The sequence below is a fragment of the Arthrobacter sp. KNU40 genome (genome assembly GCF_051515115.1).
Lineage (GTDB): Bacteria > Actinomycetota > Actinomycetes > Actinomycetales > Micrococcaceae > Arthrobacter.
Map to the genome: position 1 here is coordinate 2,129,013 of NZ_CP195850.1, position 12,814 is coordinate 2,141,826.

Consider the following 12,814-nt stretch of genomic DNA (forward strand, 5'->3'; position numbering starts at 1 on the left):
GGTTGTTCCTTTCTGTTGGAGCGGCCTGCAGTCCTGAGCAATGACTCGGTGTGCCTAGGTGCGGGTGCGCCAGGTTGCGGTTGAGGACCGGATCTTGAGCTGGGGCTGGATGAGGGTCAGTTGGGTGGGGATGTCCGCATTGCCATCAGCAAGGCGGGTCATGAGCATCTCGGCGCCTTTCGCGCCGACCTGTTGCGGGAATCCCGCCACGGACGTCAGGGGAGGGACCTGGCCGGCGGCGATGCGTGTGTCATCGAAAGATGCGACAGCGATGTCGCGGCCGGGTTCGAGGCCACGCCGGCGCATTTCATCGTAGATTCCTTGGGCGACGATGTCGTTGTACGCGATGATCGCGTCCGGTAGCCTGCCCAGGTCAAAGAGCCGGGCGACGGCGGCTGAGCCACCCTCGGGGGTGATGGGGCTGCGCAATTCATCCGGGCTCCAAACGTCGCAACCGTTGGGTTCCAGTGACTTGCGGAGTCCTTCTTCTCGTTCCGTCAGGGACGAGGCGCTGCGGCCACCGAGGAAGGCGACGCTTCTGCAACCCAAAGCGGCCAGGTGCTCCCCGAGTAGTGTGGCGCCCTTGACGTTGTTGCTGCCGACGTAGTCGAATCCAGGGAATCGACGGGCGAGCAGTGCGAGCGGGACGCCTGCCGCGTTGACCTGTTTGGCGAGCTTTTCGGGGTCGGTGTCCGGGGCCGGGAGCAGCAGGAGCCCATCGACCTGCCGTTCGATCATGGACGCAATGATTTCGTGCTGACGGTCCGCAAGGTCGCGGCTGTAGCCGATGAAGATGGTGTACCCGGCTTCGTGGGTGATCTCGTCGACGGCCATTGCAAGTTCGGCGAAGTAGGGATTGATGATCTCGGTGACGACCAGTCCAATGGTCATGGAATGGCTTTGCCTCAGGTTGGCGGCCGACCGGTTGTAGACGTATCCGAGTTGATCCATGGCCTCGCGCACTTTGGCGGCCGTGCTTTCCGGGATACGGGAGCTGCCCCGAACTACGAGTGACGCGGTCGATTTTGACACTCCGGCGGCTTTGCTGACGTCTTCGAGGGTGATGCGCGGGGTCATTCCAGGTTCCTGCCGGTGAGGTCGATAGGCGGGTTAGCGGTGCTGCCCGCCTATCGACCTTATCAATCCGCGGTCTAGGAACTTTGTAGCTGCGCGCCGTGCTTTTCGTGGATTGCGTCCCGGGGGTCTTCCAGGCTTCGCCCTTTGGTTTCGGGGACAGCAAAGGTGGCGGCGATGGTGATGGCCGTCAGCAGGGCCAAGTATCCCGCGATGGGGAGCCAGGCGCCGGCTCCGGCGCCGTGGACTGCGCTCCCGCCGTCGGCGGTGACAGCCAGTGACATGAGCCAGGCGCCAATCAGGGGCGCTATGCCGCCGGCGATGACCGCCGAGGCCTCCCTTGCTATCGATACGCCCAAGTAACGCTGCCTGGAGCCAAAGAGTTCGCACATCAGGGCGCTTTGCGCGCCGAACATTCCCCACGTTCCAACACCGAGTCCGATGGAGACTACGACGATGGTCAGCACGGTGTCGCCGAAGCTCAGCGCATACCAGATGGGGAAGGCTGCGATCAGTTGGAAGATGGCGAAGGCACGGTATGTCCGGACGCGCCCGTATCGGTCGGTCAGCCAGCCGGCGAGGGGCACGACGGCGGCGCCCACCGCGGCGGCGAAGACGAGCGAGAGTGCCCCGATGGGTCCTTTCATGCCGATCGCGGCACTGGAAACGTACGCAATCGCAAGTGCCTGGTAGATGGACGAGCCGCCGTTTTCGGCCATGCGCAGTCCGATTCCCAGCAGAACCGTCTTCCCGGAGCGGTTCAGGAGGGTTCTGAGTGGCTTTTCGGTGACCTGCTCGTGGGGTTCCAGCTTGGCGAAGGTGGGGGATTCCTTGAGGCGTAGCCGGATGTAGATGGCGACGCCGAGGATCACGACGCTGGCCAGGAACGGCACCCTCCACAGCCACGTATCGGTGATCTTGATGGCCTGGTTGGTGTTCAACAGCAGGAAGTACACGAGCGCCGCGGCGACGGTGCCCATTTGGACGCCCAGGAAGGGCAGGGAGGCGACGAAGCCGCGTCGGCGTGCGGGAGCGTATTCGGTCATCAGGATGGACGCCCCGGCCATTTCAGCCCCGGCCCCCAGGCCCTGCATCAGGCGCAACACGATGAGCAGGATCGGTGCCAGGATTCCAGCGCCCGTTCCGTACCAGTCACCGGCCGAGCCGTTGTAGGTCGGCAGGACGCCGATGAGCGTGCTCGCCCCTCCCATGAGGAGGACGGTGGTGAGCAGCACGAACTTCCGCCCAAGCCGGTCGCCGAGGCGGCCGAAGACGACACCGCCGAGCGGCCTGATGGCAAAGCCGAGGAAGTAGGTGCCGAAGCTGAGGATCAGGCCGGTCGCGGGGTTGTTCCCGGGGAAGAACAGCGGGCTGAACACCAGGGCGGAGGCCAGGCTGTACAGGGCGAAGTCGTAGTATTCCAGGGCGCTGCCGAGCGAGCTCGCCCAGGCTGCCCTGGCGAGGTCCCTGGTCGAAATACTGGCGGCTGGCGCCTGCGGGTGGGTTGTTGGGGGATTAAGGCTCACGACGGAGTGCACCTAACTGTGGGGTGGGATGTGGTTGATGAACGGAACCTGTTCGGGGCTTGAGGTCCTTGAGGATGGTGTCCGCGACGCGCAGTGCGTTGGCTGCGATGGTCAGGGCCGGGTTGAGGGCTGCCGAAGAGGGGAAGAAGGAGCTGTCGACGATCCAGAGGTTGTCCAGATCGTGTGCCCTGCAGTCAGGGTTGAGGACACTCGTGCGGGGGTCGTCGCCTGCGACGGCCGTGCCGCATTGATGGGAGTTGGTCTCGATGCCCATGCGTTCGGTGAAGATCAGCGGGTAACCTGCCTTGCGGACGGCCCGGCGGACGCGCCGCACCAGCTCTGCATGCGGCTCAAGGTTGTTCGGCTCCCACCAGACGTGGATCTTGCCATCGACGACGCTGATACCGTTGCTTCGCCGCGGCAGGTCTTCGGTGGTGAGGTAGATGTCGATGCTGCGGTCCGATACCGCCTTCAGCATCGGGGTGGGCGCCCAGGCGCGGGCCATTTTCAGCATGCTCGCCCGCAGCTTCCCGAGCATCTGCAGGTTGCCCAGCGGGTACGGGGTGGTAGGGCCGGCCTCATACCAATCGTTGAGACCGAGGGTCTTCTGCCACAGGGTCCGGTTGACCTTGAATGGATTGATTCCGATGAAGAAGGTGCTGTTGTGGACCATGTAGTTCCTGCCCAGCAAACCTGAGGAATTGGCCAGTCCTCGCGGATGCCCCGTGGTGGCGGAACCCAAGAGCAGGGCCGCGGAGTTGACTGCCCCGGCGGCGAGAATGAACCTGGTGGCCTCGATGCGGATGACTTGGTCGTTGCGTTCTGCCAAGGCGGCGACGATCGTACGTCCATCGGCCCCGAGAACCAGCCGGGTGACCTTGGTGTCGGTCATTAGCGCGACACCGGCCTCCACTGCGGGGTCGATGGCGACCTTCTCGGCGTCGGACTTCAGTCCCGCTTCATTCGGCGCGCCGTCGCTCGTGGCGCACAAAGCACGCTTCTCCGGAGTGTCGGCGTCGAGCCCGTTGGCCATCCTGAAGGGATGGAGCCCTTTGCTCCGCAGGGAATCCGCCAGGCCCTGAATGGCGGGTTCGTGGTCCAGCGCAGGATACGGATAGCCCTCGGAGTGAACCGGTTCGGTGGGATCTTCGCCGATCTGGCCCCGGACCTTGAAGAGCTTTTCGGCCCGCGTGTAATACGGTTCAAGGTCCGCGTAGCTGAAAGGCCACGCAGGAGACACACCGTCTGCATGCCGGGTTTCCTCGAAGTCGCTGGCACGGAACCTCGGCAGGCAGGCGCCGTAGACCTTCGTGTTGCCTCCGACCCAGTAATAGACGCCGGGTTTGAAGGATTCGCCGGTGCGACCATTGAACCAGGCCTCGGCATTCTTGTAGCGGCCCTTGAGATAGACCTCGTCCAGATCGGAGTTCTGTGGCTCCGCCGGCAGGCGGTGACCACGTTCGATCAGCAGGACCCTGGCACCGGAGTCCTTCAGGGCGTAGGCCATGGTGCCGCCGCCCATGCCGGATCCGATGATGGCGATGTCGGTACGGATCACCTCGTCCGGGGACGCCGGTTCTGCCGGTGTCCCCGGACGAGGTGCCTCGTCGATGGTTTGCCAGGACACGGTGCTTACCGGCCCTGCCGTGCCTCGGCGTACTGCTGGATCTGGTCCACGGTGTCCAGGAACCAGTAATCACCCCACATGACGGATTCGTCGACGCCCAGGTCCTTGCCTTCGTGGTAGCTGCCGTGCTTGAGTACGCCTTCCCAGCCCTCGCCCGGACTGGCCAGGAAGTCGTCCGCGCTCAGGCGTTGCAGGATGTTCACTGCGTAGTCGGCATAGATTCCGGCTTTGGTGCGGTCCTGGACGAGGCCTGCGAGCTGCCAGAAACCGCCTGCCGCCGCGGCCGCTGCAGAGGTCTCGTAGGGGCGGACGGGGTTGGGTTCTTCCCAGTCGTTCGGCGGCACGAGACGGTCGCCGGTCTTCTCAAGGTAGAAGTCGGCTGCGGCGATGGCGGTTTCGAGGAAGCGACGGTCGCCCGTGAAGCGGTAAACGGTACCGAAACCATAGAGGGCCCAGGCCTGCCCGCGTGCCCAGGAGCCGTCGTCGGAGTAGCCCTGTTGGGTGGTCTGCTTCAGGAACGCGCCGGTTTCGACGTCGAACATGCCTTCGTGTGAAGCGGAACCGTCGCCGCGCATCAGGAAGCGCCGGGTGGTAAGGCAGTGGTCCACGGCTTTGCGGGCCATGTCCTGGTCCCCGGTTTGCTGGGCGGCGTAGAGGGCCATGTGGATGTTCATCATGATGTCGATGAACAGACTGTCAGGTTGGCGGAAGCTGGGCATGTACTTTCCGGCTTCACGGTAGCGGCTTGCGGTGGTGCGGCCGGCCTCGACCACGACGTCGCGCTTGGTGGTGTCACCGGTTGCTTCGAACCAGCGACGGTACGTGGACCAGAACAGGAATCCGAGGTCGTGGACGGTGTCATCGCTCTTTCGTTCTTCGATGAGTTCGGAGTAGTGCTCCGCGGCGGCGCGGAAGCGTGGCTGGTCTGCTTCGTCGGCGCGGCGGGAGAGCATCCAGAGCTGGCCGCCAAGGAAGCCCTCGCACCAGTTGGTCCAGGCTTCGCCGTCGACGACCCATTTGCCTTCCTCGGTGTACAGCGGGAACCGGTCAGGGTGCGCGGTGATGAGTCCGGTCAGTTTGGCTGAGGCGGTTTTCCAGGCTTTGGAGGCGGCTTCGGCGAAGCCCGCCGGGACTTCATAGCCCGTCGGGAGCGTGAGCGGCAGGATGGCGGGCAGCACAGCGGGTGCGTGTGCCGGTGCGGTGGTTGTGGTGGCAGTCATGTTCGTTTCCTTTGGAGGGTTCTGGGGGTCAGGCGCGGGGAGCGTCGGGGGCGTCGACCCACCGGGTGTGCCGGGTGCCGACCTGCAACTGGATGGTCTTGAGTTCGCTGAATTCGGCGAGGGCCTGGCGGCCAAGCTCACGGCCGATGCCGCTTTGGCCGTATCCGCCGAACGGCACTTCGGGGTAGCCGTCCATCCAGCGGTTGACCCAGACGGTGCCGGCGCGCAGGTCTCGGGCAGCGGTGAGGGCCTCGTTGATGTCGTTGCTCCAAATCCCCGCGGACAGCCCGAACGATGTCGAGTTCGCGATGCCGATCGCTTCTTCGAGGGTGTCGTAGGGCAGTACGGACAGGACGGGACCGAAGATTTCGTCGGTGGCGATGGACATCTGTGCCGTGACGTCCGTGAAGACGGTGGGCTGGTAGAAGCGGCCGTCCAGGCCGGTGTCGAGGCGGCCGCCGCCGGTGAGCAGGTGGGCGCCGGATGCACGGCCCTCGGCCACATAGCGTTCGACGACGGCGAGCTGGGTGTCGTTGACGAGGGAGCCTACCAGGGTGTCGGACTTGAGCGGATCGCCCACGCGCATGTGCTGTGCCCGTTCGACGACTGCGGCGGCGAACTCGTCGGCGATGGAGCGGTGCACAATGAGGCGGCTGCCGGAGTTGCAGCACTGGCCCACGTTGAAGTAGCCACCGAACACCCCGGCGTCCACTGCGGCCGTGAAGTCGGCGTTGGGCGTGATGATCTGCGGGTTCTTCCCGCCCAGTTCGAGTTCGACCTTCTTCAGGTCCCGGCCGGCCGTGGCGGCGATGCTCTTGCCGACACCGGTTGAGCCTGTGAAGCTGACCATGTCGATGCCGGGGTGTTCGGCGATGGCCGAACCCACCACGCGGTCGCCGGTGACGATGTTCACGACGCCTGCGGGGAAGCCGGCTTCGCGGATGAGGCGGCCCAGCATCACGGTGGTGGCGGAGGTGCTTTCGCTGGGCTTGATGACGGCGGTGTTTCCGGCGGCGAGGGCGAACGGGAGCTTCTGGCTGATGATCAGCAGCGGGAAGTTCCATGGCGTGATCATCCCGACGACGCCGATCGGTTCGTGGACCACGAGCGCCAGGGTGTCGGGCCCCAGGGTGTTGTGGGCGTCGCCCTGTGTGTTCCGGGCCAGGCTGGCGGCGTATTCCCACAACTCGGCCGTGCCGGCGACTTCGTTGCGGGACTGGGTGATGGGCTTGCCGGTTTCGAGGGTTTCCGCCAATGCCAGTTCTTCCGCGTCGCGGCGGACAAGGTCGGCGACTTTCAGCAGCAGTTTGGAGCGCTCGGATCCGCTGGACTTCCGCCAGCCGCCCTCCAGCGCCTTTCGTGCGGCGAGAACGGCACGGTCGACGTCGTCTTTTCCGCCTTGGGGGAATGAGGTCACCTCGACCTCGTGTGCCGGGCTCAGCCGTGTGAAGGTTTCGCCGCTGCGGGCCTGGACGTCTTCACCGTCGATGATCATCGGGCGGTAGGTGGGCTCGACGTCGTCGAGCGTGTAGTTCCTGGTTTCCATTTCGGGTGTCCTTAGAAGATGTTGTGGGTTGCCGGCTGGTAGTGTCAGTTGTCCGTGAAGTGCGCGGCGCGCTTTTCCCGGAAGGCTGCGACACCCTCGGCCAGGTCGTCGGTGGCGGCCGCGAGGCCGCCGGCCAGGGCTTCGAGCACGCGGGACGGAGCGCCGTCGGCAGCCGCGTCGATGAGTTGCTTGCCCAGTTGCACGGCCAGCGGGGCTCCGCCAAGCAAGTCATCGCTGAGCTTTGCGACGGCCTTTTCAAGCTCCGCTTGGGGCGCGACGGCGGTGGCCAGGCCCCAGCCGACGGCTTCCTCACCGGAGAGTTGCCTGCGGGTCAGGACAAGTTCCTTGGCCCGTGCCCGGCCCACCAGCTCCGTGGCGCGTTCAGTGCCACCCCAGCCGGGTACGGTGCCGAGTCCGGTTTCGGGAAGGGCAACGCGTGCCTCGGCAGCGATAATGCGGAAGTCGCAGGCGAGGGCCAGTTCCAGCCCGCCGCCGAACGCGAGGCCGTCGACGACGGCGATACTGGGCTGGCGGAGTCCGGCGAGGGCATCGAAGGCCCGGTGGCCGGTGGCGATCCAGTCCCGCCACATGCCGGCGGCGGAGAGATCGGCGAAGTGGTTGATGTCCGCGCCCACGCAGAAGACCTTTTGACCGCCAGTGCGCACGATGACGAGCCGGGCCGTGGAGGCGGCGACTTCGCGGGTTGCCGCGGCGAGGGCCTCCAAAAGGCCCAGGGTAAGTGCGTTGAGCTTGGCCGAGCGGTCGATCAGGATCGTTGCGGTGTGGCCATCCGCGGAGTACTCCACGGTCACCTGTTCGATGGCTTCTTTGGTGGCCGGTGCTGTTTCGGTGCTCATGGCTGCTCCTTTCGCTGGCCACCGAGCTCGCCGGCCAAGTGCTCGGCGGCGCGCATGACGATAGCCCAGATGGTCAGGGTGGGGTTGATGCCGGGGCAGCTGGGGAACGCCGCACCGGAGTACATGTAGAGGTTGGGGGTGTCGTGGACCGCGAGGTGCTCGTCCAGGACCGAACCGGCAGGGTCGTGGCCGAAGCGGGCACCGCCGAGGTCGTGGCTGGAGCCAACCCCGGTGAAGTAGGGGCCTTGCCAGGTCTTGGTTGCTCCCATGTCTTTCAGGAGTCCGGTTGCACGGTCTGCCATCCAGGCGGCCAGACGGCGCTCATTCTCGCGCAGCCTGTACGTCACCCGGACCAAAGGCATGCCGAGTCCGGAGGAGTCCCGGTGCCGTGGGTCGATTTCCAGGCGGTGCGAGGCGTAGGGCAGGGCGTCGGGTTGGATGCGGATGACCCCCTGCTGGGACCAGAGCTTCAAATGGTCACGGTAGCCGGCGCCCCACCGGCGGACGTCCCCGGGGAGGGTTTCGCGCGCGATCTGAAGGGGCAGGGCCTGCTGTTCGGCGCCGAGGGTGGCACCGCCGATGAAGCCATGGTCCAGGGACCTGAATTCGGGGGAGAGGTAGTCGTCCAGGACCACGCCCTGGGCGGCAGGGCCGGTGTGGCGGTTGAATTCGGTACCCGGGAAGAGGGCGTCCACGTGGCCGAACATCTTGGTCATGTAATGCAGGCCCAGTTGGCCGGTGTTGTTGCCGAGGCCGTTTTCGTGGCCGGAATCGGCCGAAAGGTACATCAGGCGCAGGTTTTCGTAGGTGTAGGCAGAGAGAATGACGGCCCGGGCGTACTGGCGGCGGACCCGGCCCAGGGGATCGACCCACTCGACGCCGCGGGCGGCACCTGACTCATCCATGATGATCCGGGTGACGCGGGAGTGGGTGCGCAGCTCGAAGTTGCCGGTGGCGATGGCGGCAGGCACCGGGCCAAGGCCCGGGTGCCAGCGGTCCCCGCGGAAGGATCCAAGCCCGTTGTTCCACGCACTGTAACCGGTGGCAGCCCGCCCGCCGTAGGACTCGGTGGTGAATCCGACGGGAACAGGGTGCGGGTGCAGTCCGGCCGCCTTGCTTGTCTCCGTGAACTTGTTCCCCAGGATGAACGGCCGGGTGGGCGGCAGCGGGAGGGGCTTGCTGCGCCGGACGAACGGGTTGGATTCGTCGCCGGCGATGCCGATCAGGTGTTCGAGTTTCGTGTAGAAGGGTTCCAGGTCTTGGTAGCTGACGGGCCAGTCGGCCAGGGTGCAGTCCTCGGGCAGCGCTTCGGGTCCGTAGAGGCCGTCGTAGTGGCTCTTGGGGGCGAACTGCCAGGGGTGGAAGCGGCGCAGCCAGGATCCGTAGTGTCCTGCGGAGCCGCCGACGCCGTTGACCATCCGGCCCAGGGAGAAGGTGGCTTCGCGGCTGTCTTCGTCTTCCGCGGTTTCGCGCCAGCGGGGGGTCTCCTGCTGGAACTTCGGTCCCAGGCCGCCGCGCGTGTAGTAGGCGTGTTCGAGTTCGTCGGGGAGGAATTCGTCCAGGGGACGGAACGGTCCGGCTTCCAGGCCCACCACGCTCAGGCCGGCCTCGGCGAAGACCTGGGCGCTCAGCCCGCCCATGGCCCCGACGCCGACGAGCAGAACGTCGACCTCGTCCGTCATCTGCGGGTTGACAGCCTTTTCGTAGCCGAGCTGCTTGAGCTTGTGCCCTTCGGTGTCGCGGGGGATTTCCTGCATGGCATCGGCAAGGGTCTTGATCACTCCACCTTTGGTCACATGCTCGGTGCTGAGGTTTTCCTCGGCGGAGTTTTCCAACCAGACGCCGGGGTGCTTGAGGAACTTCCAGCCGACACCGTCCTTGTTTCCACCGTGGGCAGGATCCGCGAACAGGCCTTCCTGCAAGTGGGCGACGACGAGGCCGAAGAGCTCCTGCTGTTCCTTCGCAGGAAGCTGATCGGTCAGCTCGCCTTGTTCGAGCAAGACCAGCACATCGGTGCGTTCATCCAGTGTGAGCGCGGCGAAGTTCCGGCCGTGCTTGTCCTCTGCATACCGGTCCAAGGCACCAAAGAGCCATTGGTACCGGGGCAGTTCCTTCCGTCCGTAGCCTTCCAGGGTCAGATCCAGGTAGGTGGTGACTCCGGCGTCGCGGACGTCGGGGCTTTCCCCGTCGGTAGGGAACATAGCTTCGAACAGCGCGTCGGCAAGTTCGGTTTCGTAGGGGGTAAGAATGCGGAAGCTTTTCATCGCGGGAGTCCTTTCAAGTGTTTCGGCCGTGCGTCAGTGCGCGGCCAGTGAAGGGGAGCGCTGTTCGATCCGCTCGTGCAGCGGCAGCGTCGGGAGGTGGATGCCGACCGGTGCGTCGGCGAAGAGGGCGAGGTCCATGGTCCGTAGATTGTCGGAGACGATCAGCGGGAACTCGCTGCGGTCCAGGACGTCTTTTTGGAGGTCCACGCCGGGGGCGATTTCGGTGACGACGAGTCCCTTGCCGGTGAGCTCCAGCACTGCGCGCTCGGTGATGTATTTGACCTTCTGGCCGCGCGCCAAGGCACGGGGTCCCGAGAAGGTGACCGCCGAAACGTCGTTGACGAGCTTGGTGAAGGGACCATCGGTGCGGATGTCCAAGCCGTTCCCGCCGGCCACGATGTCGCGGCGTCCGGCGGTGAAGGCGCCCATGAAGATGATCTCGGGAGCCGAGGAGGTGATGTCGGCGAAGCCGCCGACGCCCGCGGTGACGTGGCGCTTCTTAGGCAAGTGGTGGACGTTGACATTGCCGAGCCGGTCGATCTCCAAGAAGGACAGCAACGAGCGGTGGAAGCCGCCGCCTTGCAGGAGGGTGAATTGGTCGATGCTGGGCATGATCGCGTCAGGGTTCTGGGCGCATCCGAACGCGAAGTCCAGCAGGGGGATTCCGCCCACGGCGCCCTGTTCGATGACCCAGCTGACTTCCCGTCCCTGGTCTTCTTCGACGAGGATGTGCGGAACGAGGGCGGAGACGCCGAAGCCGAGGTTGACGATCTCGCCAGCCTTGAGTTCCTGGGCGGCGCGACGTGCGGTGATCTTCTCGATAGAGAAGGCGACGTGGGGGAGCGAGCTCAGGGGCCTACGCAGTTGCCCCGAGATGGCGGGGTCGTTGGCGGTGAGAGTGGTCTGGAGCTGGTCCTCGGCGATCACGATCGCGTCCACGAGGATGCCGGGAACTTTGACATGCTGGGGGTGCAGGCTTCCTGCTTCGGCCAGGCGTTTGACCTGGGCGATGACGACGCCGCCGTTGTTGTGGGCAGCGTAGGCAAGATCCAGGGCCCCAAGGGGTGATCCTTCGTCTTCGAAGGTCAGGTTGCCGTATTCATCGGCGGTGGTTGCCCGGATGATGGCCACGTTGGGGATGACTGAGGGGAAGAACAGCCATTCCTGCCCGGCGACGGTGGCGGTTTCGACGTGGCTCGCCGGGGTGGTGTTGTTCATCCGTCCGCCTTGGAGTCGGGGGTCGATGAAGGTGTCCAGTCCGACTTGCGTAAAGACGCCGGGCTGCTTTGCGGCGGCGGTGCGGTGCATCTGGTAAATGACGCCCGAGGGGAAGTTGTAGGCCTCCACTTCCTCGCTCTCGATCATCTGCCAGATCAAGGGCGGCTCCGCGCTGGAGGGCCCCGAGGGGTAAGACCCGGCAATGACTTTGCGCAGCAGTCCGGGGCGGGCGATGTGGTCGATGCCCTTCACTCCGTACATGTCGCCCGCGGCGATCGGGTGCACAGACGTGAGGTTCGTCGGGTGGGAGGTTTCCTCGAACCGCTGGCCGATCCCGGCCAGGACACTGTCCGGGCACCCGAGGGCGCTGGAGGAACTGACGGTGATGACGTCGTCGTCGTTGATGAGCTCCGCTGCTTCGCGGGCCGTGAGGATCTGTACCTTCTGCATGGTGTTCTTTCTGGGGTCTTAGTTGATGTGGACGGTGCGTCCGGTGCTTGCGGATTCCTGGGCTGCGAGAGCGACTGTCAGGGCCAGCAGCCCGTCCTTGCCGCTCGCCGTCGGGATGCCCGTGCCCTCGACAGCGGACGTGAAGGCACGCAGGTTGATGACATAAAGATCCTCGGAGCAGTCGACGTCGATGGTTTGGCTTCCTGACTTGGTGTTCAGGATCAGCTGGCCTTCGGTCTCCTGTGTCATGGCGTCGGTGACAATGAGGGTGCCGTCGGTGCCGTGGACTTCCAGGGAAGTCTTCGCGTAACCGACGGTGAAGGAATCATGGGTCTGGGCCAGGACGGGAGGCTGGCCGTCCCGCTCGTACCGGATCACGGTCATGGCGGCGTCTTCCTGGCCGCCCGTGTTCCAGGCTGCTTGCTGGACGGCGACGGCGCTGACCGACACCGGAGTGCCGAGCAGCGGGTTGAGGACCGAGGCGTCGTGGCAGGTGATGTCCAGGATCACTCCGCTTCCGGGGGTGCCTTGCCCGAGCCGCCAACCGCGAAGGCGTTCCGGCAGGAGGACGGCATGGGCAACCTTTGCCGACAGGACGGAACCGATAGTTCCGGCGCTCACGAGCTCGCGGACTTTCGCGTGCAGCGGACTGCCTGGCAGGTGGTGGTTCGCAGCCAGGACCAGGTCCTGTTGCTCCGCCAAATCCACCATCGCCGTTGCCTCGTCCACGTTCAGGGCCAGTGGTTTCTCGCACAGCACGTGCTTGCCGGCCCGAAGTGCCTTGGTGGCCTGGTCGAAATGCTTGTCATTGGTGGAGGAAATGTAGACCGCGTCAATGTCCCAGCCCAGGAGCTCGTCCAGAGCGGTGGTGACATTGGGCAGTCCGTGGCTGGCCGCTAAGTCCCGCGCCCGGTCTCCGGATCCGCTGTAGATCCCGACGGCGTCGCCTCCACTTGCGCGGATGGCGCCGATGACCCGGGTCGCAGCGATGTCGCTGGCGCCGATGAGGCCCCATTTCAGTGCTGGCATTGC

General features: G+C 65.3%; 9 protein-coding genes. All 9 read right to left on the bottom strand.

The window, feature by feature from the left end; genetic code table 11:
• Nucleotides 1–54 precede the first annotated feature (54 nt).
• A complete protein-coding gene (locus ACSKT0_RS09840) occupies nucleotides 55–1,077 on the bottom strand; it encodes a LacI family DNA-binding transcriptional regulator (RefSeq protein ID WP_437773563.1) in 1,023 nt (340 codons plus the stop codon).
• A 74-nt stretch (nucleotides 1,078–1,151) separates the two neighbouring features.
• Nucleotides 1,152–2,600, bottom strand: coding sequence for an MFS transporter (locus tag ACSKT0_RS09845; RefSeq protein WP_437773564.1), 1,449 nt, complete (start codon nucleotides 2,598–2,600; stop codon nucleotides 1,152–1,154).
• Nucleotides 2,590–4,227 carry a GMC oxidoreductase gene (locus ACSKT0_RS09850; protein WP_437773565.1) on the bottom strand — a complete coding sequence of 546 codons (1,638 nt, stop codon included), beginning with the start codon at nucleotides 4,225–4,227 and terminating at the stop codon, nucleotides 2,590–2,592. The genes ACSKT0_RS09845 and ACSKT0_RS09850 overlap by 11 nt, the downstream gene beginning before the upstream one ends.
• Nucleotides 4,228–4,232: 5 nt before the next feature.
• The gene (locus ACSKT0_RS09855; protein WP_437773566.1) at nucleotides 4,233–5,447 is read right to left on the bottom strand and encodes a glycoside hydrolase family 88 protein; all 1,215 of its coding nucleotides are present in this window, start codon (nucleotides 5,445–5,447) and stop codon (nucleotides 4,233–4,235) included.
• A 28-nt stretch (nucleotides 5,448–5,475) separates the two neighbouring features.
• The gene (locus ACSKT0_RS09860) at nucleotides 5,476–6,993 is read right to left on the bottom strand and encodes an aldehyde dehydrogenase family protein (RefSeq protein WP_437773567.1); all 1,518 of its coding nucleotides are present in this window, start codon (nucleotides 6,991–6,993) and stop codon (nucleotides 5,476–5,478) included.
• 44 nt (nucleotides 6,994–7,037) lie between these two features.
• Nucleotides 7,038–7,850, bottom strand: a complete 813-nt coding sequence (locus ACSKT0_RS09865) for an enoyl-CoA hydratase/isomerase family protein (protein WP_437773568.1) — start codon at nucleotides 7,848–7,850, stop codon at nucleotides 7,038–7,040.
• The gene (locus ACSKT0_RS09870) at nucleotides 7,847–10,114 is read right to left on the bottom strand and encodes a gluconate 2-dehydrogenase subunit 3 family protein (protein ID WP_437773569.1); all 2,268 of its coding nucleotides are present in this window, start codon (nucleotides 10,112–10,114) and stop codon (nucleotides 7,847–7,849) included. Before ACSKT0_RS09870 ends, ACSKT0_RS09865 begins: the two co-directional genes overlap by 4 nt.
• A 33-nt stretch (nucleotides 10,115–10,147) precedes the next feature.
• Nucleotides 10,148–11,782: an acyl CoA:acetate/3-ketoacid CoA transferase gene (locus ACSKT0_RS09875; RefSeq protein WP_437773570.1), complete on the bottom strand. Its 1,635-nt coding sequence runs from the start codon at nucleotides 11,780–11,782 to the stop codon at nucleotides 10,148–10,150.
• An 18-nt stretch (nucleotides 11,783–11,800) separates the two neighbouring features.
• Nucleotides 11,801–12,811, bottom strand: a complete 1,011-nt coding sequence (locus ACSKT0_RS09880) for a Gfo/Idh/MocA family protein (protein WP_437773571.1) — start codon at nucleotides 12,809–12,811, stop codon at nucleotides 11,801–11,803.
• Nucleotides 12,812–12,814 lie beyond the last annotated feature (3 nt).

Bases quoted from the DNA above. Each gene is read 5' to 3' on its own strand.
- ACSKT0_RS09865 (WP_437773568.1), bottom strand. From the start codon at position 7,850: ATGAGCACCGAAACAGCACCGGCCACCAAAGAAGCCATCGAACAGGTG.
- ACSKT0_RS09860 (WP_437773567.1), bottom strand. From the start codon at position 6,993: ATGGAAACCAGGAACTACACGCTCGACGACGTCGAGCCCACCTACCGC.
- ACSKT0_RS09870 (WP_437773569.1), bottom strand. From the start codon at position 10,114: ATGAAAAGCTTCCGCATTCTTACCCCCTACGAAACCGAACTTGCCGAC.
- ACSKT0_RS09855 (WP_437773566.1), bottom strand. From the start codon at position 5,447: ATGACTGCCACCACAACCACCGCACCGGCACACGCACCCGCTGTGCTG.
- ACSKT0_RS09875 (WP_437773570.1), bottom strand. From the start codon at position 11,782: ATGCAGAAGGTACAGATCCTCACGGCCCGCGAAGCAGCGGAGCTCATC.
- ACSKT0_RS09840 (WP_437773563.1), bottom strand. From the start codon at position 1,077: ATGACCCCGCGCATCACCCTCGAAGACGTCAGCAAAGCCGCCGGAGTG.
- ACSKT0_RS09880 (WP_437773571.1), bottom strand. From the start codon at position 12,811: ATGCCAGCACTGAAATGGGGCCTCATCGGCGCCAGCGACATCGCTGCG.